Origin of the sequence: Nocardia sp. NPDC059229 (assembly GCF_042754165.1) — a bacterium.
Lineage (GTDB): Bacteria > Actinomycetota > Actinomycetes > Mycobacteriales > Mycobacteriaceae > Nocardia.
In genome coordinates, this window is sequence record NZ_JBHZAK010000002.1 from 345,289 (window position 1) to 370,702 (window position 25,414).

Annotated in this window: 23 protein-coding genes and 1 pseudogene; 14 read left to right on the plus strand and 10 right to left on the minus strand. The window is 68.9% G+C overall.

The window, feature by feature from the left end; translation table 11 throughout:
• Positions 1–55: 55 nt before the first annotated feature.
• Complete coding sequence (locus ACFXHE_RS07830) at positions 56–1,276, plus strand: FAD-dependent monooxygenase (RefSeq protein WP_379380975.1); 1,221 nt, start codon at positions 56–58, stop codon at positions 1,274–1,276.
• A 131-nt stretch (positions 1,277–1,407) separates the two neighbouring features.
• On the plus strand, positions 1,408–1,854 hold the full coding sequence (locus ACFXHE_RS07835; protein ID WP_379380977.1) for a nuclear transport factor 2 family protein: 447 nt from the start codon (positions 1,408–1,410) through the stop codon (positions 1,852–1,854).
• A gap of 12 nt (positions 1,855–1,866) precedes the next feature.
• Here the strand turns inward: ACFXHE_RS07835 and ACFXHE_RS07840 are convergent, their stop codons facing one another.
• Positions 1,867–2,748 carry an LLM class F420-dependent oxidoreductase gene (locus ACFXHE_RS07840; protein ID WP_379380979.1) on the minus strand — a complete coding sequence of 294 codons (882 nt, stop codon included), beginning with the start codon at positions 2,746–2,748 and terminating at the stop codon, positions 1,867–1,869.
• A gap of 181 nt (positions 2,749–2,929) precedes the next feature.
• Here ACFXHE_RS07840 and ACFXHE_RS07845 point away from each other — a divergent pair, with 181 nt between their 5' ends.
• The 3 genes from ACFXHE_RS07845 to ACFXHE_RS07855 all read left to right on the plus strand — a co-directional run bounded on the left by ACFXHE_RS07845 (position 2,930) and on the right by ACFXHE_RS07855 (position 6,348).
• On the plus strand, positions 2,930–4,150 hold the full coding sequence (locus ACFXHE_RS07845) for a transcriptional regulator (RefSeq protein WP_379380981.1): 1,221 nt from the start codon (positions 2,930–2,932) through the stop codon (positions 4,148–4,150).
• 193 nt (positions 4,151–4,343) lie between these two features.
• Complete coding sequence (locus ACFXHE_RS07850) at positions 4,344–5,861, plus strand: aldehyde dehydrogenase family protein (protein WP_379380983.1); 1,518 nt, start codon at positions 4,344–4,346, stop codon at positions 5,859–5,861.
• A gap of 79 nt (positions 5,862–5,940) precedes the next feature.
• Complete coding sequence (locus ACFXHE_RS07855) at positions 5,941–6,348, plus strand: DUF779 domain-containing protein (protein ID WP_354832666.1); 408 nt, start codon at positions 5,941–5,943, stop codon at positions 6,346–6,348.
• An 86-nt stretch (positions 6,349–6,434) separates the two neighbouring features.
• Here ACFXHE_RS07855 and ACFXHE_RS07860 read toward each other — a convergent pair whose 3' ends face one another.
• The 4 genes and pseudogenes from ACFXHE_RS07860 to ACFXHE_RS07875 all read right to left on the minus strand — a co-directional run bounded on the left by ACFXHE_RS07860 (position 6,435) and on the right by ACFXHE_RS07875 (position 11,165).
• Positions 6,435–7,250 (minus strand): class I SAM-dependent methyltransferase, encoded by an 816-nt coding sequence (locus ACFXHE_RS07860; RefSeq protein ID WP_379380985.1) that lies wholly within the window; start codon positions 7,248–7,250, stop codon positions 6,435–6,437.
• Between the two features lie 60 nt (positions 7,251–7,310).
• On the minus strand, positions 7,311–8,864 hold the full coding sequence (locus tag ACFXHE_RS07865) for a succinic semialdehyde dehydrogenase (RefSeq protein WP_379380987.1): 1,554 nt from the start codon (positions 8,862–8,864) through the stop codon (positions 7,311–7,313).
• Between the two features lie 319 nt (positions 8,865–9,183).
• Positions 9,184–9,666 (minus strand): hypothetical protein, encoded by a 483-nt coding sequence (locus ACFXHE_RS07870; protein WP_379380989.1) that lies wholly within the window; start codon positions 9,664–9,666, stop codon positions 9,184–9,186.
• A pseudogene (locus ACFXHE_RS07875) lies at positions 9,663–11,165 on the minus strand (alkaline phosphatase). The gene ACFXHE_RS07870 and the pseudogene ACFXHE_RS07875 overlap by 4 nt, the downstream one beginning before the upstream one ends.
• A gap of 259 nt (positions 11,166–11,424) precedes the next feature.
• On the opposite strand from ACFXHE_RS07875, the gene ACFXHE_RS07880 reads away from it, so the two are divergent.
• The 6 genes from ACFXHE_RS07880 to ACFXHE_RS07905 all read left to right on the plus strand — a co-directional run bounded on the left by ACFXHE_RS07880 (position 11,425) and on the right by ACFXHE_RS07905 (position 18,261).
• A complete protein-coding gene (locus ACFXHE_RS07880; protein WP_379380991.1) occupies positions 11,425–13,761 on the plus strand; it encodes a nitrate- and nitrite sensing domain-containing protein in 2,337 nt (778 codons plus the stop codon).
• On the plus strand, positions 13,739–14,137 hold the full coding sequence (locus ACFXHE_RS07885) for a roadblock/LC7 domain-containing protein (protein WP_379380993.1): 399 nt from the start codon (positions 13,739–13,741) through the stop codon (positions 14,135–14,137). Before ACFXHE_RS07880 ends, ACFXHE_RS07885 begins: the two co-directional genes overlap by 23 nt.
• Positions 14,138–14,303: 166 nt before the next feature.
• On the plus strand, positions 14,304–16,913 hold the full coding sequence (locus ACFXHE_RS07890; protein ID WP_379380995.1) for a nitrate- and nitrite sensing domain-containing protein: 2,610 nt from the start codon (positions 14,304–14,306) through the stop codon (positions 16,911–16,913).
• Positions 16,891–17,316, plus strand: coding sequence for a roadblock/LC7 domain-containing protein (locus tag ACFXHE_RS07895; RefSeq protein WP_040857697.1), 426 nt, complete (start codon positions 16,891–16,893; stop codon positions 17,314–17,316). Before ACFXHE_RS07890 ends, ACFXHE_RS07895 begins: the two co-directional genes overlap by 23 nt.
• The gene (locus ACFXHE_RS07900) at positions 17,313–17,690 is read left to right on the plus strand and encodes a DUF742 domain-containing protein (RefSeq protein WP_354832682.1); all 378 of its coding nucleotides are present in this window, start codon (positions 17,313–17,315) and stop codon (positions 17,688–17,690) included. The genes ACFXHE_RS07895 and ACFXHE_RS07900 overlap by 4 nt, the downstream gene beginning before the upstream one ends.
• Entirely contained in the window at positions 17,671–18,261 is a 591-nt protein-coding gene (locus ACFXHE_RS07905; RefSeq protein WP_379380997.1) for an ATP/GTP-binding protein, read from the plus strand. The genes ACFXHE_RS07900 and ACFXHE_RS07905 overlap by 20 nt, the downstream gene beginning before the upstream one ends.
• A gap of 76 nt (positions 18,262–18,337) precedes the next feature.
• On the opposite strand, the gene mtnC is transcribed toward ACFXHE_RS07905, so the two are convergent.
• From mtnC to mtnA, 3 genes are read right to left on the minus strand one after another with little or no spacing between them, the layout of a single operon-like run.
• Complete coding sequence (mtnC, locus tag ACFXHE_RS07910) at positions 18,338–19,021, minus strand: acireductone synthase (RefSeq protein ID WP_379380999.1); 684 nt, start codon at positions 19,019–19,021, stop codon at positions 18,338–18,340.
• Entirely contained in the window at positions 19,018–19,596 is a 579-nt protein-coding gene (locus tag ACFXHE_RS07915) for a cupin (RefSeq protein ID WP_354832688.1), read from the minus strand. The genes mtnC and ACFXHE_RS07915 overlap by 4 nt, the downstream gene beginning before the upstream one ends.
• A gap of 33 nt (positions 19,597–19,629) precedes the next feature.
• A complete protein-coding gene (mtnA, locus tag ACFXHE_RS07920; protein ID WP_379381001.1) occupies positions 19,630–21,291 on the minus strand; it encodes an S-methyl-5-thioribose-1-phosphate isomerase in 1,662 nt (553 codons plus the stop codon).
• Between the two features lie 213 nt (positions 21,292–21,504).
• On the opposite strand from mtnA, the gene ACFXHE_RS07925 reads away from it, so the two are divergent.
• Both ACFXHE_RS07925 and ACFXHE_RS07930 read left to right on the plus strand, forming a co-directional pair.
• Entirely contained in the window at positions 21,505–21,786 is a 282-nt protein-coding gene (locus ACFXHE_RS07925; protein ID WP_379381003.1) for a hypothetical protein, read from the plus strand.
• Positions 21,783–22,196: a hypothetical protein gene (locus tag ACFXHE_RS07930; protein ID WP_033091132.1), complete on the plus strand. Its 414-nt coding sequence runs from the start codon at positions 21,783–21,785 to the stop codon at positions 22,194–22,196. Before ACFXHE_RS07925 ends, ACFXHE_RS07930 begins: the two co-directional genes overlap by 4 nt.
• 35 nt (positions 22,197–22,231) lie before the next feature.
• Here the strand turns inward: ACFXHE_RS07930 and ACFXHE_RS07935 are convergent, their stop codons facing one another.
• Positions 22,232–23,476, minus strand: a complete 1,245-nt coding sequence (locus ACFXHE_RS07935) for a KasA/KasB family beta-ketoacyl-ACP synthase (protein ID WP_379381005.1) — start codon at positions 23,474–23,476, stop codon at positions 22,232–22,234.
• Positions 23,477–23,515: 39 nt separating this feature from the next.
• Between ACFXHE_RS07935 and ACFXHE_RS07940 the strand changes: the two genes are divergently transcribed.
• On the plus strand, positions 23,516–24,085 hold the full coding sequence (locus tag ACFXHE_RS07940) for a TetR/AcrR family transcriptional regulator (protein ID WP_379381007.1): 570 nt from the start codon (positions 23,516–23,518) through the stop codon (positions 24,083–24,085).
• A 61-nt stretch (positions 24,086–24,146) separates the two neighbouring features.
• Here the strand turns inward: ACFXHE_RS07940 and ACFXHE_RS07945 are convergent, their stop codons facing one another.
• Positions 24,147–25,391 carry an MFS transporter gene (locus ACFXHE_RS07945; RefSeq protein WP_379381009.1) on the minus strand — a complete coding sequence of 415 codons (1,245 nt, stop codon included), beginning with the start codon at positions 25,389–25,391 and terminating at the stop codon, positions 24,147–24,149.
• Positions 25,392–25,414: the final 23 nt, after the last annotated feature.

The following is a 25,414-nucleotide window of genomic DNA, read 5'->3' on the forward strand; positions in this document are numbered from 1 at the left end:
TACGCATCAGACGAATGTCTTGCGCAATTGCCCAAATCGGTTCTATGGTCGAGCCATGCAGCAGACGAGCACCAAGAACGTCCTCATCTCCGGCGCCAGCATCGCGGGGCCCGCCCTCGCCTTCTGGTTGCAGCGCTACGGATTAACACCCACGATCGTCGAGAAGTCCCCCGCCCCGCGGCCGGGCGGGCAGGCCATCGACGTCCTCGGCACCGCCACCGAGGTGGTCCGGCGGATGGGCCTGCTCGAGCAGGTCCACGCCCGCAGCACGGGCAAGCGCGGCACCTCCTATGCCGACGCCGCCGGGAAGGTCCGCGCCAGTATCTCCGCCGAGATCTTCAATGGCGTCGGGGCCAACGGCGACACCGAGATTCAGCGCGGCGATCTGGCCGAGGTGCTGTACGAGGCGACGCGGGACAGCGTGGAATACCTGTTCGGCGACTCCATCGTGGCGATGCGTGAGGACGAAGACGGCGTCCACGTCACCTTCGAGCACGCCGCGCCGCGCACCTTCGACCTGGTCATCGGCGCGGACGGCGTCCATTCCCACACGCGCACGCTGGCTTTCGGCCCGGAGTCAGGCTTCCTGCACCATATGGGGTACTACATCGCGATCTACACGACCCCGAACCTGCTGGACCTCGACCACTGGGAACTGGACTACAACACTCCCGGCAAGATCGCGGGCAGCTACAGCGCCCGCCACAACACCGAGGCCAAAGCCATCTTCGCCTGGGCCTCCGAGCCTTTCGACTACGACTACCGCGACACCGCGGCCCAGCGCCGCATCCTCACCGAAACCTTCGCGGGCCAGGGCTGGGAGGTGCCGCGCCTGCTCGCCGAACTGCCCGACGCCGCGGACTTCTACTTCGACGCCATGGCGCAGATCCGCATGGACACCTGGTCGGCCGGCCGCATCGCCCTGGTCGGCGACGCCGGCTACTGCGCCTCCCCGCTCTCGGGACAGGGCGCCAATCTCGCCCTCGTCGGCGCCTATGTGCTGGCCGGGGAATTGGCCGCCGCCGCAGGCGATCACCGCGTGGCCTTCGCCGCCTACGAGCGCGAAATGCGACCCGTGGTCGACGCCTGCCAGCGCTTCGCCGCAGGCGTCGGCGGCTGGTACGCCCCGAACTCCAAGGCCATGATCGCCTTCCGCAACCTGAACGTCCGCCTCCTCCCCTACCTGCCCTGGCGCGGCCTCATCGGCGGCGCGCCGCAAAAGGTGGCCCGGACCGTCGCGGCCAAGGACTACCGGATCGGCGAAAAAGCGGTCTGACCTGATGACGGACCGGTCCGAACGAGATCTATTGCATCCCCGTATCTTTCGGAAACGGCAAGATCAACGTCCGCCTCGCCGTACGCTGGCCCACCGTCCCTGAACAGTTATCGGCACCACTCGGAGGCACCATGCTGTCCCTGCAGGAGATTTCGGACCGCCTGGAAATAGAGGACCTCATGGTCCGCTATTCCCACGCCGTGGACACCCACCAATGGGAGCTGCTGGACGAAATCTTCACCCCCGACGCGCACATCGACTACACCGCCATGGGCGGCCCGGCCGGTGACGTGGAATCCACCAAGAAGTTCCTCGCCACCGTCATGCCGAACTTCTCCGCCTTCCAGCACATGATCAGTAACTCCTCCATTCGAGTGGAGGGCGATAACGCCACCGCCCGCACCATGTGCCACAACCCCATGCTGGTCACCGCCGCCGACGGCACGCGGCAGCTCATGCTGTGCGGGCTCTGGTATCACGACACCTTCGTGCGCATGGACGGCGAATGGCGCATCAAGCAGCGGGTGGAGGAGAAGAGCTACATGTTCATCGCCCCCGACGCGGTCCCGGGCACCTGAGTCCTGCGGGGGTCACTCCCCCTTGAGCAGCTCGATGAGCGGCGCGAACCGGTCCATGTTGTGCTCGAGCACGGTGATGTAGTTGAACCCGAAGCGTTCCCGGCGTTCGCGCAGGGCCTCGGCCATCTGCGCGGCGGTGCCGACCAGCAGTACGGGCAGGTCCTCGAGCGCGCCGGTGTAGCCGAAGGGCAGGTGCTCGGTGAGGTAGGCGACCGCGGCCTCGCGATCGGCGGGTGCGGCGATGCCCTGCACGAGCAGGTTGAATTCGACGGCGCCGGCCCGGTTTCCGAGCAGCCCGCGCACATAGTCCGTCTTCTTCGCGGTCGAGTCGGCGTCCGCGAGCGTGAGCAGCCCGCTGTCGGCCGAGCTCGCGCCGGTGAAGGCGACGATGTCGGCGTACTCGGCGGCCAGCCGCAGCGCCCGCTCACCCCAGCCGGCCATGAGCAGCGGCGGCCCGGAAGGCTGCGCCGGACGCGGCTGATACTCCGGATCGGCGTAGAGGCGGCGCAGCGTCGTGACCGTCTCCTCGAGGTGTGCGACGCGGCGGCCCGCCGACGGGAACGGCATTCCGGCGGCCTCGAATTCGGCACGCACGTACCCGGCCCCCAGCCCCAGCTCGAACCGCCCTCCGGTGAGCTGATCCAGCCCGGCCACGTCCCGGGCCAGCAGAACCGGGTTGTAGAAGGGCGTATTGAGCACGAAGGTGTTCAGCCGCGGCCGTTCGGTGACATCCGCGGCCAGCATGAGCGCCGGGAACGGCGCGGGCAGCCCGAGATGGTCGGGCACTCCGATGACGTCGTAGCCGAGTCCCTCGGCGCGACGGCACTTCTCGATCCATTCCGGGCGGGATGCGGGGGTCAGCAGGTTCACGCCGAAGCGGAAGGGGAGGACCATGACTTCTTGTCTACCAGTGGAATCCGGAACCGTTCGAGGGCGCCGAACCGGGGCGGCGAAGGCTGCGAAGCCGCCCGGAACGAATTAGCGCACGGACTGCGGCGAATGCGGCCCGCGCGATGCGACCGCGCGCCATCATGGGATATCGCTCGGTCCGGTCGCACCGCGAGGAGTTTGCGCCATGACACAGCTGCCAGTCCCTTCGCACCAGCGTGCGGAGTTGGAGAAGGCATGGGTGCGGTGGACCACGGCCTCCTCGGGCCGACCGCCCGGCAACGAAGTGGTGCTGCGCAACGAAGTGGCGGAGTCGTGGGAGCGGTCGCTGCGCACGGTGGATCCGACGCGCGCGGTGGCGCCCGGAACCGATCGAGACGAATTGGGTTCGCGCTGGGCCGAATCGCCGTTGCGCACGCCCATCACCGAGATGGCCGGTGAGCTCCGGGCCCTGTCGGAGGATTCGGGCATGGTCGCGGTGGTCACCGACGACACGGGGACCGTGCTCTTCAGCTGTGGCGACCGATCGGTACGGCGACGGGCGGAATCGGTCAATCTCGCGCCCGGCGGCTGCTGGGACGAACCGTACATGGGCACCAGCGGTGTCGCGCTGTCGCTGCACAGCGGCCGCCCCACCTCGGTTTGGGCCGCCGAGCATCTGGTGGAGGCGCTGCACGGCTGGGTCTGTTACTGTGCGCCCATCCGCGCCGCCGACGGTCGTCAGCTCGGCGTGCTGGATTTGTCGACGTATTGGGATCGCTCACATCCGCTCATCCTCACAACGGTCCGAGCCCTGGTGACAGCCATCGAAGCCCGAGTACATGCCGAACAGTCCCGCCCCGCCGGTGATACCCGGCTGGAATCGCTGGGGGTGCCACGTCTCTACAAGCAGGGCAAGCAGATGGCGATGCGGCCCCGGCAGCTGGAGATCCTGACCCTGCTCGCCCTGGAGCCCGAGGGCTTCACGCCGGAACGCTTGCACGAGGCCGTCTATGGTGACCGGTCGGTGTCCTCCAGCACCCTCAAGGCCGACGTCTCCCGCCTGCGCGCCGCGACCGACGGCCGCATCGCCGACCGCCGGTACATGCTCACCGAACCCCTCGCCTGTGACGCCGTCGAACTGCTCGCCGCCCTCGAAGCGGGCGACCTGACCACCGCCGTCCGCCTGTATCGCGGTCCGCTGCTGCCTGATTCGGACGTTCCGGGCATCGTGCAGTGGCGCGAACACCTCGACGTCTGCCTGCGCACCGCCGTGCTCGCCGACCGCAACCCCGAGCACGCCCTACGTTTCGGCCAGCGCTGCCCGGACGACATCGAGATCCACGAGCACGTGCTGCACCTGCTCCCGCACGGCGACAGCCGCCGCGCCCTGGCGACCGCACGCCTGCACACCGCCTTGCGCGCGTAATCGATGCCGCAGCGCGTGCACGGGTGCCCACCGTGCCACGAATATGTCGGCCTTGTCCGGAATGTCCATTACCGCAGTCGTATTCAACGGCAGTGACTCAGCAACGTTTCGCCAACCCGGCGCCAACCTCCCGCCAACCTTCGCGGTTCATAGTGGCCCCCGTCACCGCAGATACGGGATCAGGAGCCGCGCCATGATCTACGCAAAACCCGGCACCGACGGGAGCATCGTCAGCTTCAACCGCCGCTATGACAACTTCATCGGCGGCGAGTGGAAAGCGCCGATCGAGGGCAGATACTTCGACAATCCCTCCCCGATCGACGGTGAAACCTTCTGCCAGGTGGCACGTTCGAGTGCCGCGGACATCGATATGGCCCTGGAGGCGGCGCACCGGGCGGCCGACGCCTGGGGTGCCACGTCGGTGACGGATCGTGCCAAGATCCTCAACAGGATCGCCGACCGGATCGAGGCGAACCTGGAGCGGCTCGCTGTCGCCGAAACCTGGGAGAACGGCAAGCCGGTCCGCGAAACCCTCGCCGCCGACCTGCCTTTGACGGTCGACCACTTCCGTTACTTCGCCGGCGCGGTGCGCGCGCAGGAGGGCCATCTCTCCCAGATCGACGCCGACACCGTCGCCTATCACTTCCAGGAACCGTTGGGTGTGGTCGGGCAGATCATTCCGTGGAACTTCCCGATCCTCATGGCCGCCTGGAAGCTGGCCCCCGCGCTCGCGGCCGGCAACTGCGTGGTCATCAAGCCCGCCGAGCAGACGCCGGCCTCGCTGCTGCTGGTCATCGAGCTCATCGCCGACCTGTTGCCGCCCGGAGTCGTCAACGTGGTCAACGGTTTCGGCGTCGAGGCGGGCAAGCCGCTGGCCTCCAGCCCGCGCGTCGCCAAGGTCGCCTTCACCGGCGAGACCACCACGGGCCGGCTCATCATGCAGTACGCCAGCGAGAACATCATCCCGGTCACCCTGGAACTCGGCGGCAAGAGCCCGAATATCTTTTTCCCCGATGTCATGGCCGCCGACGACGCCTTCCTGGACAAGGCCGTCGAGGGCTTCGTGATGTTCGCGCTCAACCAGGGCGAGGTCTGCACCTGCCCGTCGCGGGCGCTGATCCACTCGTCCATCTACGACGAGTTCATGGCCCGCTGCCTCGAGCGCACCAAGGCCATCAAGGGCGGCAATCCGCTCGATGACACGACCATGATCGGCGCGCAGGCCAGTAACGACCAGTACGAAAAGATCCTGTCCTACATCGACATCGGCCGCAAAGAGGGCGCGACGGTCCTCACCGGCGGCGAGATGCGCAAGGTGGAGGGCTTCCCCAATGGGTACTACATCGAACCGACGATCTTCGAGGGCCGCAATGACATGCGGATCTTCCAGGAGGAAATCTTCGGTCCGGTGGTAGCGGTGGCCCGCTTCGACAACGAGGTCGAAGCGGTAACCATCGCCAATGACACGCTCTACGGCCTCGGCGCGGGCCTGTGGACCCGCGACGGCAGCACCGCCTACCGGGTGGGCCGCGCGGTCAAGGCCGGCCGGGTGTGGACCAACTGCTACCACGCCTATCCCGCGCACGCGGCGTTCGGCGGCTACAAGAAGTCCGGCATCGGCCGGGAAAACCACCGTATGATGCTCGACCACTATCAGCAGACCAAGAACCTGCTCGTGTCCTACTCCCCGAACAAGCTCGGATTCTTCTGAACCGCAAGCACTTCGGTTCATTCGGAACTTTTGTCGGTAATTCGGAGTCGGACGGGCCGGACGGTCTGCGAGGAGCGTGATGAAAGCAGGTTCCGTATCCCGGGTGACCATCACCGAGGCCGCCGCACACGTGCTGCAGGACCTCATCGATCACCATGGTCCGGTGATGTTCCACCAATCGGGCGGCTGCTGCGACGGCAGCTCCCCGATGTGTTACCCCCTGGGCGAATTCCGGGTGGGCGCGGCCGATGTGCTGCTCGGCCGCGTCTTCCCGGACACGGCGTTCTGGATCAGCGCCGACCAGTACGAGTACTGGCGCCACACCCATCTGACCGTCGACGTGGTCCCCGGCCGCGGCGGTGGTTTCTCCCTCGAGGCCCCCGAGGGAGTCCGATTCGTCATCCGGTCACGCCTGTTCACCGATGCCGAGACAGCGGCGTTGGAAGCGGCTCCCGCTCCGCTGCGCGGCAACGAGCTGGCCGGATGAAGGAAGGTGGCGCGGCCGGTTTCTCCGGGTCGGCCGCGCCATCGTAAACCCCCGGAGACTCCGGACAGCTCCGAATCCGAAAGTCCTTATCGCGGAACGCGACCGGTGCCCAGCCACGCGGTCGTCGACAGCGGCGTGCCCGGCACGTAGTGCTCGCGCAGATAGTCGATCATGACCTTCTCCTGGGCTGCCCAGGTGGCCTTGTCGGTGCGCCGGCGGGTCGCCTGCAGTGGTGCGCTGCCCCGGGTCAGCCGGTCCCACATCTGCTCGGCGCTGTCGTAACTGAACGATTCCGCGTGCGGCCGCAGCACCACCTCGGTGAAACCGGCCGCGAGCAGCTCCTTCTCGAACAGGTTCGGATTCTCGAGGGTCTCCGGATTCGGCTGGGGCGCGGGGAATCCCGGAATCCCGGCCTGGAACGCCTCGAACAGCAATGTCATCAGTGGCGAGTCCGTGATCGGGGCCCAACTCGACACCACCGCGATGCCGCCCGGCCGCAGCACCCGGTGCAGCTCGGCGAACCCGCTGGCCCGGTCCGGGAAGAACATGAGCCCGAACATCGAGAACGCGGCGTCGAAAGTGTTACTGGCGTAGCGCAATTCCTGCCCGTCGCCGACGCCGGTGAGCACATTGCCGACCCCGGCCTGCATGATGGCGCGCCGTAGCCGCCGGATCATGGCCTCGGAGAAGTCGACCGCGACCACCTCCGCGACCCGCGGCGCGGCCAGCAGCGCCAGCACGCCGGGCCCGGTGGCCACATCGATGACCCGGGACCGGCCGCTCAGTTCGGCCGATTCCAATGCGCGAATCGCGAACGGCCGCATCATGTCCGATACGACCTCGTCGTAACTCTCAGCGACCTCGTCCCACGCGCCCGGCGCGGTAAGCGGATTCTCCGGCATTCGACCACCCTTCCGACGGGTACAGTGTACGCACGCCGGACGGGTGGTCCAGCGGGAGGATCAGCGACCCGGCAGGAACCGGATGCCGCGGGCGATGGCCATGAGGAACGGCTGCCACGTGTTCTGCGGGATGAAGGGCGGGGCGTCCAGGTTCAGGAACCGCGTGACCACGATGGACTGGGGTTCGGTGAACTTCAGCAGGCCGTCGGGACCGTGGCGGCGGCCGACGCCGGAGATGCCCATGCCGCCCATCGGCGCGCCGGTGGTGCCCCAGGCCGGGGCGTAGCCCTCGTCGACGTTCACCGTGCCCGCGTGCAATTGCTCCGCGATGTCCTCGCCCTCGGCCTTGCTGCCCGCCCACACGCTGGCGTTCAGGCCGTACTCGGTGTCATTGGCGCGGGTGATGGCCTCCTGTACCGAGTCGACCGGGTAGATCGACACCAGCGGGCCGAAGGTCTCGTTGCGGCCGCACTCCATCGCGTCGGTGACGTCGGACAGGATGGTCGGTTCGAAGAACAGCGGGCCCAGGTCCGGGCGGGCATTGCCGCCGGCGAGCACCTTCGCCCCCTTGGACACCGCGTCGGCCACATGCTTGGTGACCGTCTCCAGCTGAGCCTCGGAGATGAGGCTGCCGATATCCTGAGAGAAGTCGTACGTGGCACCGAGTTTCGCCGCCCGCACCGCCGCGACGAACTTCGCGGTGAACTGGTCGGCAACCTCGCGCTCGACATAGAGCCGCTCGATGGAGATGCACAGCTGGCCCGCATTGGAGAAGCAGGCGCGGACCGCGGCCTTGGCGGCCTTGTTCAGGTCGGCGCCGCGGGTGACGATCATCGGGTTCTTGCCGCCGAGCTCGGCCGAGAAGCCGATGAGGCGGCGCCCGCACTGCTCGGCCAGGGTGCGGCCGGTGGCGGAGGAACCGGTGAACATCAGGTAGTCGCAGTCCTCGACGATGGCCGTGCCGACCACCGTGCCGGGTCCCGGGACTACCGCGAACAGATCGCGCGGCAGCCCGGCGCGCGCGAACAGCTCGGCGTTGACCAGCGAGGAGTACGGGGTCTGGCTGTCGGGCTTGACCACCACGGCGTTACCGGCCAGCAGCGCCGGAATCGAGTCGCCCACCGAGAGCAGCATCGGGTAGTTCCAGGGCGCGATCACCCCGACCACGCCCTTGGGCACCGCGCGCACCGAGGCCCGGTTCAGCACCGGGAACGCGCCCGCCGCACCGTGCGGGGCGAGCAGCTGCGGAGCCACCCGGGCGAAGTAGCGGGCCGCGAACATCAGCCCGATGACCTCCTCCTGGGCCGCCCACCGTGCCTTGCCGGTCTCGGCCTGAATGATGTCCATCAGGTACTCGCGGTTCTCGACCACGAGCGCCCGGTACCGATCCAGCACCTCGGCCCGCTGTTTGGGCGTGCGCGCGGCCCATTCGGCCTGCGCGATACGCGCTTTGGCGATGGCGGCCGTGACATCGACGGCGGTCCCGACCGGCACCGAGCCCAGGGTCTCGCCGGTGAACACCTCGGTGATCGCTCGGGTCGCATGGTCCTGGGTGGTATCCACGGCCGCGAACGAGCGCAACCGTTCGAACACCGCGGCAGCCGGCACCGGCATCATTGCCTCCTACTTGCGAGTAACTTGTGGATACACACAATCTACTCCGCTATGCCCGCGCCCGGCCGGGACTGCGGGATTCCGCCCGCTCGGATCGGGTTCCGACCGGAGGGGCAGTTGGGCCGAAATATCGTGATTGCCCCGATTTTGGCTGCTACCTGCGAAATCTTGTAACCGATCATGAACGCAGAACGAAGAAACGGCCAGCAGTACCCGGGCAGGGATCCATCACCGGTGAGGCAGCACCGGCTACGGGCCCGATCCCGCGCACGCACGAGGGGTGCGTGCGCGGGATCATGAAAAGTGCTGCGGGAGCGGGCTATTCGTTGACCAGTACCGGAATCGACAGCACCGCGGCGGAGATCGGCGCATCGGCCGGGGACGCGGTGATCGTGAAGGGGATGCCGTCCGGGTTCGGTGCGTGCGCGCCACCGCCGGGTTCCGCGTCGGCGTGCTGGAAGGTCCCCGCACCCACCACGTGGCCGGTCGTGTCGTAGAAGGCCGCGTGCACCTCCAGTGCCAGTACATCGCTGATATCGGAGATGATGGCGAGAGTGCCGCGCACCGAAGCGCCTTCGAGCCGAATCCCATTCAGCCGGACCCGATCGGTGAAGGGACCCGGGCTCAGTCGCACCTCACCGGGCGAGACCGTGACCGCCGAGACGGGCGCTGAAGCGGGCTTCGGTGCCGCCATCGGGGTGGGTGCGGGTGCCGGGTCGGCGGCGTGCGGTGCGGTCGAACAACCCGCGCTCGCGGCTGCCATCAGCAGACCCATCTTCAGGAAGCCCGTTCGCCGCCTCACGGCAGCAGCGCCTTGTGCATCTTGGTGTACAGCGAGGTGTTGTCCTGATTCGCCGCGAACACCTGCGCGCCGGGGCCGTAGGCGTAGATCTGCACGTCCGCGCCGGTGTGGTTGCCGGACAGGTAGGTCAGCCACAGGCTCGCCTCGGGAGAGCCGTCCTTCACCTCGGCCGGGTCGTCCGGCGTGCGGAAGGTGGCGGGGGCGAAATTGCGCGGATCCTGGTGTCCCGCACCGTTGATCAACCCGGCCGAGCGTGCGGGGTCCTTCACGCTGTCCTTGCCGTCGCGCGCCGGGACGCTGTTGTTGGCCGGGTTGCCGGTGTCGACATTCGTCGGCGGCGCAACCGCTTCGGCATTGGTGAAGGTGTTCTTCTCGATGATGTTGAACCCGGCGCACTCGTGGTCGGCGGTCACGATCACCATGGTGTGCCCGTCCTTCTTCGCGAAGTCCAGGGCCGCGGCCACCGCGTCGTCGAACGCCTTGACCTCGTCGAGGGTCTGGGCGGCGTCGTTGGCGTGGGAGCGCTTGTCGATGAGCGCACCTTCCACCTGCAGCAGGAAGCCCTTGCTGTCCTTGCGTTTCGACAGCAGGTCGATGGCCTTGGTGGTCATCTCGGCCAGCGTCGGCTCCTGCTTCTGCGGGGCCGAATCCGGCAGTGCGGCGCGGGCATTGGTGGCTGTCATGTTCCCGCGGTCGAACAGGCCGATCACCTTCTGCCCGGTCACCGCCTTCAGGTCGGCGGCGGTGGCCACCTGCTGACTCTCGGGCGTCTGCGCCTTCAGGGCCGGGTCGCCCATGCTGCCCAGCACCTGATACCCGTTGTCCTGCATGGCCTTCTGGTCGTCGGGCTCGAAGCGGGCCAGGCCGCCGCCGAGGATGACATCGGCGGTGTTGTTACGAGCGATCTGCTCGGCAATGGGGGTGACCAGCGTCTTGTCCGCGGGCTGCGCCTAGTAGCCGCCGTCGGATTTCTTCGGCAGACACGACGATTCGCTGAATGCCGGTCCCTGGCAGCCACGCAACAGGGTGTGGCTGACCATGGCCGCCGGTGTGGCGTCGGTGATCTCGGCGGTACTGACATTGCCGGTCGCGAATCCGGCGGCCTTGGCCTGCTCCATGAGGGTCGGCACCGACCTGCCGTAGGCGTCCACGCCGATGGCGGCGTTGTAGGTCTTCACGCCCGAGGACCAGGCGGTCGCCGCGGACGCCGAGTCGGTCACCAGGGACGGTTTGGCGCTGCCGGGCTCCACCGCATAGGTCGCGACCGCGCCGACGTAGGGCAGCTGTTCGAGGTTCAGCCGGCCGTTCGCGCCCGCGAAACGTTCCCGGGCCGCGGTGACGTGGGTGCGTCCCATGCCGTCGCCGAGCAGATAGATGATGTTGTGGACTTCGTTGTCGGCCTTGCTGTCCGATCCGCATCCGGCGATGAGTGTCGCCGCCGACACCGTGGCCGTGGCGGCCGCGATGGCGACCGGCCATGCGCGTTTCCTGTGCTGCACTTCGTCTCCTCCGTCCGCGCGCCCGGATCAGCGGGCGCGGCCCGCTGTCCCGGGCGCGGACGAAGCTAGTGCTGAAAGTTTGCCCACTCTGGTCTCGCAGGAAGCTCACAGCTGGCTCGAAGGTAAACGAATTCTAAAGAAATCGCCGGGAAATCGGCCACCTCCCGGCTTACGGGACTCGTCTCGCGAGTGTCAAATCCCGTCCCGCACAAAAGGACTCGACCCGCCGAGCGCATCGCCGCGCAGTTACGTTGCAGCGATGCGCTTTCCGACGCTCGGGGTCCGCACCCGGATCCTGGCCATCGCGCTGGTACCGAGTGTGGCGTTGGCGGCCATCGGCCTCGGCGTCGCCGGCACCCTGATCGACCGGTCACACCAGGCCCGCACCTGGGCCGACGAGATGCAGGCGGGCATCGCGCCCACCCGCGAGCTGATCGGGGCCGTTCAGGCCGAACGGCAGCTGACCCTGTGGCGGGTGGCCGGGATGGATTCCGATGTGCGCCAGCTGACGACGGCACGCCAGCGGCTCGACAGTGCCGTGCGCCTGATCGCCCCGGCTCAGTCGGCGCTGTCGCGGATCGGGCCCGCGTCGATGGGCCAGGCCACCGACGCCCTCGGCGAAATGGGCAAGCAGCTCGCCGGAATTCGCGCCGGCGTCGATGCGGGCACGCTCGGGCTGGCCGACGCCTATGCCTTCTACAACCACATTCCCGAGGCCGTCATGGCGGGCGTGCAGGTCGCGCAGAAGACCGCGCCCGATGCCGCCACCGCCGTCGAGCTCACCCAGGCCGCGGACGTACTGCACTGCCTCGAGGCCATGAGCCGCGCGAACGCGCTGGGCGCGGCCCTGATCGACGGCAACAACCTCTCCCCTGAGCTGGGCGCCGAGTACCTCAGCCTGGTCGGCTATTACCGCACCCGGGTCGACGGCATCGTCAGCGCACCCGACGAGAAGCAGGCCGCCGCGGCCCGGGCGCTGGTCTCGACCGCCGCGTGGCAGCAGCTGGGCGTGGTGGAGCCGGTCCTGGCCCAGCACACCCTGGTGCCGTCGGACGGCTCGGCCAAACGCTCGGCGCTGCAACCGCTCCCGATCTCGGTCGCGGAATGGCAGCACAGCGCCGGGGAGGTCACGCACGGCCTGGCGACCCTCTGGCAGGCGGAGAACGCCGAGGCCCAGCAACTGGCCGGGGCCGCCGCGGACGACACCACCAGGAAATCGCTGGCGGCCGGGGCGGGCATGGTCGTGGTCGGGGTGGGCGCGATCCTGGTCGCGCTGGCGCTGGCCAATCGGATCATCCGCAGGCTCCGGCGTTTGCGCGACCGCACCTTCGCCCTGGCCGACGAGCAGCTGCCCGCGACGACGAGTCGGCTGGCCGCCGGTGAACACCTCGATATCGAGACCGAGACCCCCGTCCTGGACTTCGGCCACGATGAAATCGGCCAGGTCGCCAAGGCTTTCGGCCACGCCCACGGGACGGCCGTCGCCGCCGCGGTCACCGAGGCGCGTACCCGCGAGGGCGTGAAGTCGGTCTTCCTCAATATCGCGCACCGCAGCCAGGTGGTGGTGCACCGGCAGCTGGAGATCCTCGACGAGGCCGAGTCCCAGCAGGAGGATCCGGAACTGCTGGACATCTACTTCCAGCTCGACCACCTGGCCACCCGGGAACGCCGCAATGCCGAGAACCTGATCATTCTCGCGGGCGGACGTCCCGGCCGCCAGTGGCGCAATCCGGTCCCGCTGCTGGAACTGGTGCGGTCCGCAGTCGGCGAGACCGCCGACTACACCCGGGTCCAGACCGGCCGCCTGCCTGCGGCTTTCATTGCCGGCCAATCCGTCGCCGATCTCATCCACCTGCTGGCCGAGCTGATCGACAACGCCGCCTCCTTCTCGCCGCCGCAGTCGCGCGTCGAGATCTCCGGCGCCTCGGTGGGCCGCGGGGTCGCGGTCGAGATCAGCGATCAGGGCATGGGCATTCCCGAGTCCCACCTGGCCCGGCTCAACGAGCTGCTGGCCGGCCCACCGGATTTCGCCGTCACCAGCCTGTCCTCGGATTCCCGCCTGGGCCTGTTCGTGGTGTCGCGGCTCGCCGCCCGGCACGGCATCTCGGTGCGCCTGTCCGATTCCGATTACGGCGGCACACGCGCCATCGTCCTCATCCCGTCCGGGCTGATCGAGGGCGAGCTCGGTGCGGCGGAACCGCGGACGGAGGCCAGGCCCCCGCAGCGCCGCTCCGAACTCGAGCAGGCCGCGACCGCGTCGCCGGAATTCCGCGAGGCGGCAGCATCATTCGATGCGTGGCATCCGGGCCCGCCCGAACCGGGCTTCCCCGCACCGGATACGCAGGTCACCGCCGATTTCCGGCCCGAGCTGCCGCGGCGGCGGCGCCAGGAGCATCTCGCGCCGGAGCTGGCCGAGCACCCGGCCGCCGAGCACTCCCCCGCGGTGGCCCCGGCGCCGGACGAACGCAGCGCCGAGCAGGCGCGAGAGCTGTTCTCGGCCATCGAGAACGGCACCCGACAGGGGCGGCAGATCGATCCCGGCCCGCCGCCCGCCACCCGACAGGAAGGCGAAGGTGAACACCTCCCCCGCTGGTGATCTCGACTGGCTCCTCGACGATCTCGTCGACAAACTCGCGGGCGTGTGGCACGCGGTGGTGCATTCCGCCGACGGGCTGCTGCTCGGCCGGTCGGCCCGGATGAGCCGGGAGGACGCCGAGCACTTCTGTGCCATGTCCTCGACCCTGTTCGGGCTGTCCCGCAGTGCCGGGCACCGATTCGACGCGGGCGGGGTGCGGCAGGCCGTGATCGAACTCGACCGCGCGGTCCTGTTCGTCACCGCGGCGGGTGCCAATGCCTGCCTGGCACTGCAGGCCGCGGCCGACGCGAACCTCGGCATGGTCGCCTACGAGATGAACCTGACCGTGCAGCGGGTCGGATCCTTCCTCTCTGCCGCACCGCGCCAGCGTGCGTGAGAGTCGCGAATTGCGCCGTCCTGCCTCGGATTCCGATTGCCAGCAGGTAGCTGTCCAGTGGCATTATTGGTGATGTACGGGCATACATGAATAAGAAAGTCAATCTCAGTCCCGCTCAACGGGATCGGTGGGGCATATGTGACTTACGCCCCGTTACCTTTGCCCGATGTTCAGAGCGAGGCTCGGGGTCCGGACCCGCGTGCTCGCCATCGCACTTGTCCCGAGCCTGGCGCTGCTCGTGATCGGCGTGGGTGGCGCGGGGTACCTGGTGGTCGAGGGCAAGCACGCGCGGGATTGGGCGGACGCGTTGTCCGCCGCGGGACCGCCCACCGGAGAAGTGATCGCCGCGGTGGAGCAGGAGCGTCAGCTCTCCCTCGCCCAGATGGGCGGCGGCGATGACGCGAGTCCGAAGTCGTTGGCGCAGGCGCGCACCCGTCTCGACACTGCGTTGCAGGGCATGGCCCCGGTCAGTGCCGCCATGGAGAACCTTGGCCCGAAATCCGTCACCGGGGACGTCGGCGGGCTGCTCACCCTGACCCGCCAGCTGGCAGGTCTGCGCACCCAGATCGACACCAATGCGGTGTCGATCTCCGATGTCTACTACTTCTACGGCAAGCTGCTCGAGTTCGTCTGGATCGGCACCCGCATCGTCGCCGACACCGCGCCCAGTTCCGAAGTGGCCCTGGAGGTCGCCAACGGCCTGCAGGTCGTGCAGGCCGCCGAGATGCTCTCCCGCGAGGCCGCGGTCGGCGAGGTCCTGGTCGCCGGCGGCACCCTGCCGCCCGAGCTGGCCATCGAATTCTCCCGCGTGGCAGGCACCTACCGGGTGAACCTCGGCGTGCTGGCCGGCGGCGACGGCACCAACGGTGACGTCGACATGCAGGCCCTGATGAACGATCCGGACTGGACGAAGATCGTCATGATGGAGAACGTGCTGCTGTCGCGGGCACTCGATCCCATGACCGTGCCGCCCGCGAAACCCGGTGCCGCTCCACAGGTCGCACCGCTGACCTTCACCTCGCAGGAGTGGCGCGACACCGTTGCCCGGCTCAACACCCAGATCCTGCACCTCTGGGAGAAGATGAGCCGCCATAACGAGAAGATGGCCGCCGATGTGGCCGACAGCAATTCCCGCAACTCCGCGCTCGCCGGCGGCGGCATGCTGGCGGTGTCCGGGCTCGCCTTCCTGGTGTCGCTGGTGCTCGCGAACCGGATCATCCGCCGCCTCAAGGGCCTGCGCAACGAGACGCTGGTGCTGGCCGACGAGCGGCTGCCCGAGATCATGGCCAAGCTGCGCACGGGCCAGCCGGTCGACATCGCCGCCGAGGCCGCGGTGCTGGACTTCGGCCACGACGAGATCGGCCAGGTGGCAAAGGCGTTCACCCACGCCCACTCCGCCGCCGTGACCGCCGCCGTCACCGAGGCCCGCACCCGTGAGGGCGTCAAGGCGATGTTCCTCAATATCGCCCACCGCAGCCAGGTCATCGTGCACCGTCAGCTGGAGATCCTCGACGCCGCGGAGTCGTCGCAGGAGGATCCGGCGCTGCTCGACATCTACTTCCGCCTCGACCACCTGGCCACCCGCGAACGCCGCAACGCCGAGAACCTCATCATTCTCGCGGGCGGTCAGCCCGGCCGGCAGTGGCGTAATCCCGTGCAGCTGCTCGAGATCGTGCGCTCGGCCGTCGGCGAGACTCTCGACTACACCCGCGTCAAGATCGCGCGGCTGCCCGACGTGTCCATCGCGGGCAGCGCGGTCGCCGACCTCGTGCACCTGCTCGCCGAACTCGTCGACAATGCCGCCCACTTCTCGCCGCCGCAGTCGCAGGTCGAGGTGCGCGGCAACGTGGTCGGCAAGGGCGTCGCCATCGAGGTGATCGACCAGGGCATGGGCATGCCCGAGGAGGAGCTGGCGCGGATCAACGAGATCCTGCGCAACGCACCCGATTTCGGTGTCGCCATGCTGCCGGACGACTTCCGCCTCGGCCGCTTCGTGGTCGCCCAGCTGGCGGCCCGCAACGGGATCTCGGTGCGGCTCACCGAATCCGACTACGGCGGCGTGCGGGCCATCGTGCTGGTGCCCAACAGCGTGGTCGTGCAGCCCTCGGGCCGCACCGGCGAGATCCCGGTCGTGCCGCGGCAGCTGGACGCCGCCGAGCCGTCCGCGGCCTCGCTGGCGGTGGCCGCGCTGCCGCAGCTCCCCGCGGCACCGGCGGTCCCCCCGTCGACGATCTCGAGTTACGAGCTGCCCATCGTCGGCTACGAGGCCTACACACCTCCGGCCGCACCGGAACCGCCCGTCGCGCCGGCGGCCCCGGTCGCGCCCCAGCGCGAGCCGTTCGGGCCGTCCACGGGTTCGCTGGTGCCGCCGGTCATGTCCTTCGGAGCCGCAACGCCGTTCGACCCGCCGACCAACCCGCGGCCGAACCCGAATCCGCCGGCCGAACCCGTCCCGCCGGTGGAAAACGGTTTCCGGTCTCGCGAATTCGGGCGCTCCCATTACACTGGCTCCGACGCCCGGCCCGCGCTCCCGCGTAGGCGCCGGCAGGCAAGTCTCGCACCGGAATTGGCGCAGGAGCAGTCGGCCCCCGAGTCGACGGTCCAGGCCACCCGCACGGCCGAGCAGGCCCGAGACCTTTTCTCCGCCATCGAAAACGGAACCAGGCAGGGCCGCCAGGCCGACCCCGGTTCGTTCGGGCCTGAGTCCCAGGCCTTCTTCGAAGGCACACAGTCGGAACGACAGGAAGGCGACGGTGACCACCTCAAACGCTGGTGATCTCAACTGGCTACTCGATGATCTGGTCGACCGGCTCGCAGGCGTCCGTCACGCGGTGGTGCACTCCACCGACGGGCTGCTGCTGGGCCGCTCCTCCGCCATGAGCCGCGAGGACGCGGAGCACTTCGGTGCCATGTCCTCCACCCTCTACGGCCTGGCGCGCAGCGCCGGAGGCAGATTCGACGGCGGCGGCGTCCGCCAGGCGGTCATCGAACTCGAGCGCGCGGTGCTGTTCGTGACTGCCGCCGGCAGCCACGCCTGCCTCGCGCTGCAGGCCACCGAACAGGCCAACCTCGGCATGGTCGCCTACGAGATGAACCTGACCGTGCAGCGCGTAGGCAACTACCTGTCCACCACCCCGCGCCACAATCTGGCCGGACAAGGCAACCCCCGACTGTCATGAGGCCGGGGCCGGGGGAACAGTGGTTCGATGACGCGGCCGGTCCGCTCGTGCGCCCCTACGCACGGACCGGTGGCCGAACCATGGGTGCGGGACACGATCTGGACATGCTCACGGTGGTGGTGGTACCCAATGCCGCCCCACCGCTGCGTCGTGTCGAACCGGAGTACGCGGAAATCGTCCGGTTGTGCCGGCTGCCGCTGTCGGTGGCCGAGGTCTCGGCCGCCCTGCGGCTGCCGCTGGCGGTGACCAAAATCCTGGTGGGGGACCTGATTTCAGACAACATCCTCAACTTCCGGGCCCCGGCCTCCCCCGAGGCCGCGCCCGGTGACCTCAACATTCTGCGAGCGGTACTCGATGGCATTCGAAAACTCTGATACCGCCCAGCCCATGGCCGCCTCGGTGAAAATCCTCATCGCGGGCGGCTTCGGCGTGGGCAAGACAACGATGGTGGGGGCGATCAGTGAGATCACTCCGCTCCGCACCGAAGAACTCATTACCGAATTGTCCGCCGGCGTCGACGATCTGCGCGGCGTCGAGGGCAAGACCACCACCACGGTGGCGCTGGACTTCGGTCGTATCACCATCGACCAGAACCTGGTGCTCTACCTGTTCGGCACGCCCGGCCAGGACCGCTTCTGGTTCCTGTGGGACGAACTCGCCCGCGGTGCGCTGGGCGCGGTCGTACTGGCCGACACCCGCCGGCTGGAGGGCTCGTTCGCGGCGATCGACTTCTTCGAACGCCGCGGCGTCGCTTTCACGGTGGCCGTCAACTGTTTCGAGGGCGCGCCCCTGTACACCCCGGTGGAGGTCCGCGACGCGCTCGACCTGGACGAGCGAATCCCGGTGCTGCTGTGCGACGCCCGCGACCGCGGCTCGTGCAAGAACGTGCTGATGACGCTGGTCGAGTACCTCATCGACCGGGCTGCCACCGCCGGCGTGCACTGACAGCTGTCCCGAATGCGAGGCGAGCCCGCCCGGAGAAATCCGGACGGGCTCGCCTCGCATTCGCTTGTGCGGCAGGTCAGTTGGGCGCGACGTCGGCGAAGTCGCCGATCCAGCGGTGCGGACCGCGCGGGCTGTTCGGCTCGCCCGGGCGGGTGACGCCGATGGCCTGCCAGCCGGCCGCCACGGCGGCGTCGACCTCGTCGGGGTGGTCGGACAGGAACAGGATCTGGTCGGCGGGGACGCCGATGGCGCTCGCGATCTTCTCGTAGGAGGAGGCTTCGCGCTTCGGTCCCGCGGTGGACAGGTCGAAGTGACCGCTGATCAGCGGGGACAGATCGCCGCCCCGGGCGAACGCGAACCAATCCTTCTGATTGCGAACAGAACCCGAGGAGTAGATGTAGAGCTCCAGACCGGCGTCGCGCCAGGCGCGCAGCACCGGCGGCACGTCGGGGAAGAACTCGCCGTGCAGGGACCCGTTGCGGAAGCCCTCGGCGCAGATGATGCCCTGGGCGGCCTTGAGCGGCTCGGACTTCACGTCGGTATCGAGCCACCCGATGAGGATCCGGGCCACCTCGGCGGCGTCGGCGCCGGGGCGGTTCGCCTGGGCGCGGGTGGCCTCGAGGATGGGATCGGCTGCGCCGCCGGTGTTCTCGGCCAGCCAGGCCGGGAGCCGGTCGCGGGTGTAGCCGTAGAGGTCCTCCCGCACCGAACTGGTCGGGCTGGTGGTCCCCTCGATATCGAGCACGACCGCCTTGATCATGCCGGGGCCAGCAGTTCGTCGAGGGTCGGGAAGCCGGATGAGATCTTGTCGCCGGTGAAATCGCCGATCCAGCCGTCCTCCTCCTCGAAGAAGCGCACGGCCACGAACTCCGGCCGGGTGCCCATGTCGAACCAGTGCAGGGTGCCCGCCGGCACCGAGACCAGATCGCCCGCGGTGCACACGGTCGCCAGCACCTCGTCGCCCAGGTGCAGATAGAAGCAGCCCGCACCGGCCGCGAAGAAGCGGACCTCGTCCTCGGCGTGGCGGTGCTCGTCCAGGAATTTGGTGCGGGCGGCGACCGCCTTGGCGGGCCACTCCGGATCGCTGTCGTCGGGGTGGATGCGCGCCACGTCGATGAACTTGTAGCGGCCGTCGGCATTCAATTCGTCGATGCGGCCCTGGTATTCGGCCAGCAGCTGCTCGGTGGTGGTGGCGGCGCTGAAACCCTCCAGCAGCGGCCAGCGCTCGAAGGTGATGCCGCGCTTGGCCAGCTCGGCGGCGATCACCGCGTCATCGTCGGTGCGCAGCACCACATCACCGGCGTCCTTGTCGGACATGATCTGCAACAGGGTCATAGGAGGTTCCTTTCTCGGAACGCTGTATTCAGTTCATACATGGTCGCCCACCGGAATCTCTCGGTGTCCGGTCAAGATGGTCAGCTGGCACATGGCCTCGAGGCACTCCGCGCGATCGCGCGCCTGCGCCAGGTTCGAACCCCAGGCGGTGATGCCGTGCCCGGCGATGAACAGCACCGGCGGAGCCTCCGGATGCTCGGTCAGGTACTTCTCGATATCCGCGCCGATCTGCGGGACATCGGCATGGTTCGGGAACACGGGGATGTCGATGACATCCGGGCGGGCCGAACCGAGGCCCTTGATGAGCTCGTAGCCGGCGAAACGCGCTGTGGTGACGCCTGATCCGGCCGTCGTGATCGAGACGGCCGTGGCGTGCGGCGGGTGCACGTGCACCACCGCGTCGGCACCGCGCGTGCGGTAGACAGCGGTGTGGATGGTGGTCTCCGCCGAGGGCTTTCGGCCGGAAGCGTCGACGGGCTTGGAGTCGACCACGGCGACGGTCACCATGTCGGAGGCGGTGAGCTCGCCCTTCGACAACCCGCTGGCGGTGACGAGGGCCGTATCGCCCTGGCGCACCGAGATATTGCCGGCCGTGCCGGGCATCCAGCCGCTGGCGTAGAGACCGCGCGCGATCTCCGCGATCTCCGCGCCCGCCGCAGACTTCGGGGTGGTCACCGCCGACGCGGAAGTCCGCGCGGCCGCCGGATCCTCGAGCACCCCGAACTCGGTGACCACCGCGGTCACCAGCTCTGCCGGGGTGACGTCGAAGGCCGGGTTGAACGTCTTCGTGCCCTCGGGAGCCGTTGCGGCGCCGCCGAATCCGGTCACCTCGGCCGCGGCGCGCTGTTCCACCACGATGTCGGAGCCCTTCGCGGTGGAGATGTCCCGCGTCGACTCGGGTGCGACCACGATGAACGGAATGCCGTGGTGCTGCGCCGCGATGGCCAGCATGTAGGTGCCGATCTTGTTGGCGACCGCCCCGTCGGCGGTGATCCGGTCCGCGCCCACGACCACGGCGTCCACCTGCTCGGTGGCCATGGCCCACGCGGCGGCGGAATCGACGGTGAGCCGGTGCGGGATACCGGCTTCGGCCATCTCCCACGCGGTCAGGCGCGCGCCCTGCAGCAGCGGGCGGGTCTCGTCCACGATCACCTCGGCGAGCACGCCCCGCTGGTGCAGCACCCGCAGCGCGCCGATGGCGGTCCCCCACGCGGTGGTGGCCAGGCGGCCGGTGTTGCAGTGGGTGAGCAGCCGCAGCGGGCGGTCCGCGCACAGCCGCTGGATCAGATCGGCGGCCGCGGTGGCGGCGGCCAGATTCACCCGCCCGTCCTCGGCCAGCATGTCGAGGGCTTCGGCGAGCATGGCCTGCAGTCCCTCGGGAAGCTTGGCCAGCGTGCGCTGCACACCCCAGGCCAGATTCACCGCGGTCGGCCGGGCGTCCGCGATCCGCGCGGCCTCGGCCTCGACGCGCCCGGCGTCGACCACGCCGTCGGTGCCGGCGGCACGGGCCGCGATCACCACACCGAACGCGCCGCACACGCCGATCGCCGGCGCGCCACGCACGGCCAGGGTCTTGATCGCATCGATGACCTCGTCGACCGTCGTGATCCGAAGCTCCCGCACCTCGTGCGGCAACGCCCGCTGGTCGATGGTGACGAGCGCACCGTCGGCCCACGCGATCGAACTCTGATCCATCTAGTTCTGTCCTCTTGACTGGAGAATTGCGGCGACGCCCACGGCCGTGGGCACACTCCACCGTATCGAACTCGGATCCGCGCCTGACCGGCAGGTTTCGGATCAGCGCAATCCGAATGGCCGGTTTTCGTGCGGGATGCCCCGGCAACGGGTAGCGCGTCTCACGGCGATGTCAGCTCGCGTCCGCGCGCCATACCGCTCTACCATCGCGGTATGGCGAGACCGCGTCGTACCCGCAAGATCACCGTGACGATGCCGGAGGAGATCGCTGCCACCCTCGACGATTGGCGCAGCGCCGGCCGCATCGCCTCGATTTCCGCGTTCGTCGCCGAATCCGTGAAGGCCCGGGTCGATCGGGCCGAATCGCTGGCCCGCCTGGAGAACGCGCTCGGCGGCCGCCCGCCGCTGGATCTGATCAATCGCGCCCGTGCCGTGCAGGGGTTGCCGCCCTTATCGGATAAGGAGGATCCCGGCGATCACGCCGGCGCGGCATGACCCCCGCCGCCCCGACGCTGGGCGGCGTCGTGTTCGACACCGCAGCGCTGACCGCCTGGGCGCATCGCGTGGCATACGTGCAATCGGTGGTATGGGCGACGGCGGACGCGGGCCACACCATCATCGTCCCGGCCACCGCTCTCGCCGCGGCCCGCGCGCTGATTCCGCCCGGCCGCCTGGACATCCTCTCGGTGCTGCTGGATCTGCCGAACACCGTCATCCAGCCCCTCGACCGCCCGGCCAGTGACCATCTGGGCGACACCCTCGCCGACCGCCCTGACGCCGACGCACTCATTCCGGCCGGGCATGCGACTCTCGAAGCGGTGAGCCGGGATTGGCCGTGCCTGACCGACCGCCCCGATACGCTGCGCAAGCTGGACCCGCGTGTCCAGACGGACAAGTTGCCCTGAGCCTTCGAATCCGGCTGCGGCCCAAGGGCTATCGGTCAGGCGCGTCCCAGCGCGAGGGTGACATTGTGGCCGCCGAAGCCGAAGGAGTTGCTCAGCGCGTACCGGAGCTCTTGATGGCGCGGCTTGTCGGCCACCACATCCAGCTCGGTATCCGGGTCCGGGGTCTCGAAATTCAGTGTGGGCGGGACGATCTGCTCGTTGAGCGTGCGCAGGGTGAGCATGGCTTCGAGGGCGCCAACCGCGCCGATGGAGTGGCCGAGGGCCGATTTGGGTGCATACACCGAGGCATGTGGCGCGACCGTCGTGATCGCCTTCGCCTCGGAGGCATCGCCGATCTGAGTGCCGGTGGCGTGGGCATTGATGTGGTCGATGTCCGCATCGGTCAGACCGGCCGTGGCGAGTGCCTTGCGCATGGCGCGGGCGGCGCCGTCGCCGTCGGGCGCGGTGCCGGTGATGTGGTAGCCGTCGGAGGTGATGCCCGCGCCGAGGACCCGGCCGAGCATCCGCGCACCCCGCGCCCGCGCATGCGCTTCCGACTCCAGCACCAGCAGCGCGCCCGCCTCGCCGAACACGAACCCATCCCGGTCCCTGTCGAAAGGCCGTGAGGCGCGCTCGGGTTCGTCATTGCGGGTGCTCATGGCCCGCATCATGGCGAAACTGGCGATCGGCACCGCGTCGATGTGCCCCTCGACGCCGCCCGCCACCACCACGTCGGCCTCACCGGTGGCGATCAGCCGCCAGCCGTGCGCAATGGCCTCCGCGCCCGAGGCGCAGGCCGAAACCGGCGCGTACACACCGCCTTTCGCGCCGATCTCCAATCCGACGGTGGCCGCCGAACCGTTGGGCATGACCATGGGCACCGTCATGGGCGGCACCTTCCGATAGCCCCCGGCCTTCATCAGGTCCACGGCATTGACCAGTGCCTCGCCCCCGCCGAGCCCGGTGCCCACGGCGACCGCCAGCCGTTCCGCCTCGACGCCGGGCGTCCCCGCCTCCCGCCAGACCTGCCGGCTCAGCACCAGTGCCAGCTGCTGCACGAACGACATCCGCCGCTGCTCGATCCGGGTCAACTGCTCCCCGGGCTGCGCGACCAGCCGCCCGCCGATGCGCACCGGCAGGTCGTTGTCGGTGACGAAATCGTCTGTGAGCGTGCCGATCCCGCTGTTTCCCGCCAGCAGTCGCGACCAGGTGGTGTCGAGGTCGGCCCCCAGGCAGGTGGTTGCCGCCATTGCCGTCACCACAACGTCCCGGCGAGTTTCTGTACCAGTCGTTACACTCATGCTGACATGGATACCTGTACCACCCGCTACAGTCAACCCGTGCCCCGCCCACTCGACCACGCCCGCCGCGCCCGGCTCCTCGAAGGCGTCATCGCCTACATCGCCGAGTACGGCCTCGCCGAACTGTCCCTGCGCCCGCTGGCGGAATACCTGGGCACCAGCTCCCGCATGCTGATCCACTACTTCGGAACGAAAGAGGCAATGCTGGTCGCCGCCTTGGAAACCCAGCGCCCCGATATCGCCGCGCTGTTCTCGGGCATCGACTCCGCGGAGGTCCTCCGCGAGCGACTCTCGGCGTCCTTCGCGATCAACACCGCAGGTCAGTTCGCGAACAGCCTCCCGGTACTGCTCCAGGTTCTCGGAGCGGCCACTGTCCCCAACAGCCCGTTCAAGGCCTACGCGACCGACGCCATCCTGGTGCTCATCACCGCAATGACCCAGTCCCTCGGCCGAATCGACCCCACCATCCCCGACCCCGAGGCCTCCGCCACCCTGCTCATCTCGGGTATGCGCGGCCTGATCCAGGACTGGTGGGTCACGGGCGACACCACCCGGGTCCACCGCGCCGCGAACCTCCTCATAGCCCAAGCCATCCCCACGCCCGCATGAACGGCGAACATGCCTTGGCGCAGCCACCGGAAAGGGTGCTGCGCCAAGGCGTGCCGGCGGATCAGGCGGGAGTGAGGGCGGGGCGATTGCGCAGGATTGCGCCGATGGCCAGCACCGACAGTGTCAGCAGGGTCAGTGCGAAGGTCGTCGCGCCGGTCGAGAGTCCGACGATGTCGCTCAGGTACCCGGCGCTGACGGGCAGCAGACCGGCGGGGATGTAGCCGCCGATATTGAACGCCGCGTTGGCTTCTGCCAATCGAGCGGCCGGGACGGCGTGGTTGAGCAGGGACAGCCCACCCAGCTGGCCCAAGCCCTGGCCCGCCCCGGCGAGCAGCGCCGAGCAGATCAGAGAGGTCGGCGACTGGGTGTGGACGGCGATCACGAGGGTGAGCATCGCGAGTGCGGTCGCGGTGGCGGAGATCGCCATCGTCGCCGGGCGCGGCAGGGACCGGGCGGCGAACTGGACGGCGGTGGCGGTGAAGAACATCGCGAAGGCCATGGCGCCGGCGACGATCCGGCTCGTCGTGCCGAGCAGGCCGGACAGCAGGGCCGGGCCCAGAGACAGCACGAAGGATGTCGCCGTGATTCCGGGCGCGAACACCGCGATGCCGAGGAAGAGCTGGCGGCGGTTCGCGTGGGGCACCCGGGGCACCCGGATCCATGAACCCGCACCCCGGTGCGCCGGACGGCCGACGGGCATCCGCAGCACCGTCACGAAAGCGGTTGCCAGCAGCGCGATCTCGACCAGGAAGACGGTGACGGTCGGGGCCGGGACGGTTTCGGACAGGACACCGGACAGCAGCGGGCCGACGCCCGCGCCCAGCACCATCGCCGTCGAGGCGAAGAGCGCGCCCAGGTGCTTGCGCTCGGGTCCGGCGACATCGGTCACGGCGGCCATGCCCGCCGACACCGCAGCGCCCACCGCGATGCCGGTCAGCAGGCGAGCGATCATCAGCGCGGTCACGCTCGGCGCGGTGGCGAAGATCAGACACGCGGCCGCCGCGAGGATCAGCGCCGGGATCAACACGGCTTTGCGGCCGAGGCGGTCCGAGGCGACGCCGGACACCAGCAGCGATCCGAGCAAGCCGACGATGTAGAACGCGAAGACCACGGTCATCGTGCCCTTGGAGAACCCGAAGTCGCGCTGCCACAGCACATACAGCGGCGTCGCCGCGTTCGAGAGCACGAAGACCGCGGTCACCGGCCACGCCGCGAGCCAGATCCACCACGTCGGGGCGATGCGAGATGCGATTCCGAGATCGATCGGCTCCGCGGTCCGTGCCGGACGAGATTGTGTCGCAACCACTTCCACTACCTCCACTCACAGTT

What these genes read in the sequence shown, in the direction of transcription:
- ACFXHE_RS07835 (WP_379380977.1), top strand. Translation starts at nt 1,408, where the DNA reads ATGCTGTCCCTGCAGGAGATTTCGGACCGCCTGGAAATAGAGGACCTC.
- ACFXHE_RS07845 (WP_379380981.1), top strand. Translation starts at nt 2,930, where the DNA reads ATGACACAGCTGCCAGTCCCTTCGCACCAGCGTGCGGAGTTGGAGAAG.
- mtnC (WP_379380999.1), bottom strand. Translation starts at nt 19,021, where the DNA reads ATGATCAAGGCGGTCGTGCTCGATATCGAGGGGACCACCAGCCCGACC.
- ACFXHE_RS07850 (WP_379380983.1), top strand. Translation starts at nt 4,344, where the DNA reads ATGATCTACGCAAAACCCGGCACCGACGGGAGCATCGTCAGCTTCAAC.
- ACFXHE_RS07925 (WP_379381003.1), top strand. Translation starts at nt 21,505, where the DNA reads ATGGCGAGACCGCGTCGTACCCGCAAGATCACCGTGACGATGCCGGAG.
- ACFXHE_RS07915 (WP_354832688.1), bottom strand. Translation starts at nt 19,596, where the DNA reads ATGACCCTGTTGCAGATCATGTCCGACAAGGACGCCGGTGATGTGGTG.
- ACFXHE_RS07855 (WP_354832666.1), top strand. Translation starts at nt 5,941, where the DNA reads ATGAAAGCAGGTTCCGTATCCCGGGTGACCATCACCGAGGCCGCCGCA.
- ACFXHE_RS07900 (WP_354832682.1), top strand. Translation starts at nt 17,313, where the DNA reads ATGAGGCCGGGGCCGGGGGAACAGTGGTTCGATGACGCGGCCGGTCCG.
- ACFXHE_RS07865 (WP_379380987.1), bottom strand. Translation starts at nt 8,864, where the DNA reads ATGCCGGTGCCGGCTGCCGCGGTGTTCGAACGGTTGCGCTCGTTCGCG.
- ACFXHE_RS07860 (WP_379380985.1), bottom strand. Translation starts at nt 7,250, where the DNA reads ATGCCGGAGAATCCGCTTACCGCGCCGGGCGCGTGGGACGAGGTCGCT.
- mtnA (WP_379381001.1), bottom strand. Translation starts at nt 21,291, where the DNA reads ATGGATCAGAGTTCGATCGCGTGGGCCGACGGTGCGCTCGTCACCATC.
- ACFXHE_RS07890 (WP_379380995.1), top strand. Translation starts at nt 14,304, where the DNA reads ATGTTCAGAGCGAGGCTCGGGGTCCGGACCCGCGTGCTCGCCATCGCA.
- ACFXHE_RS07905 (WP_379380997.1), top strand. Translation starts at nt 17,671, where the DNA reads ATGGCATTCGAAAACTCTGATACCGCCCAGCCCATGGCCGCCTCGGTG.
- ACFXHE_RS07935 (WP_379381005.1), bottom strand. Translation starts at nt 23,476, where the DNA reads ATGAGTGTAACGACTGGTACAGAAACTCGCCGGGACGTTGTGGTGACG.
- ACFXHE_RS07930 (WP_033091132.1), top strand. Translation starts at nt 21,783, where the DNA reads ATGACCCCCGCCGCCCCGACGCTGGGCGGCGTCGTGTTCGACACCGCA.
- ACFXHE_RS07830 (WP_379380975.1), top strand. Translation starts at nt 56, where the DNA reads ATGCAGCAGACGAGCACCAAGAACGTCCTCATCTCCGGCGCCAGCATC.
- ACFXHE_RS07880 (WP_379380991.1), top strand. Translation starts at nt 11,425, where the DNA reads ATGCGCTTTCCGACGCTCGGGGTCCGCACCCGGATCCTGGCCATCGCG.
- ACFXHE_RS07840 (WP_379380979.1), bottom strand. Translation starts at nt 2,748, where the DNA reads ATGGTCCTCCCCTTCCGCTTCGGCGTGAACCTGCTGACCCCCGCATCC.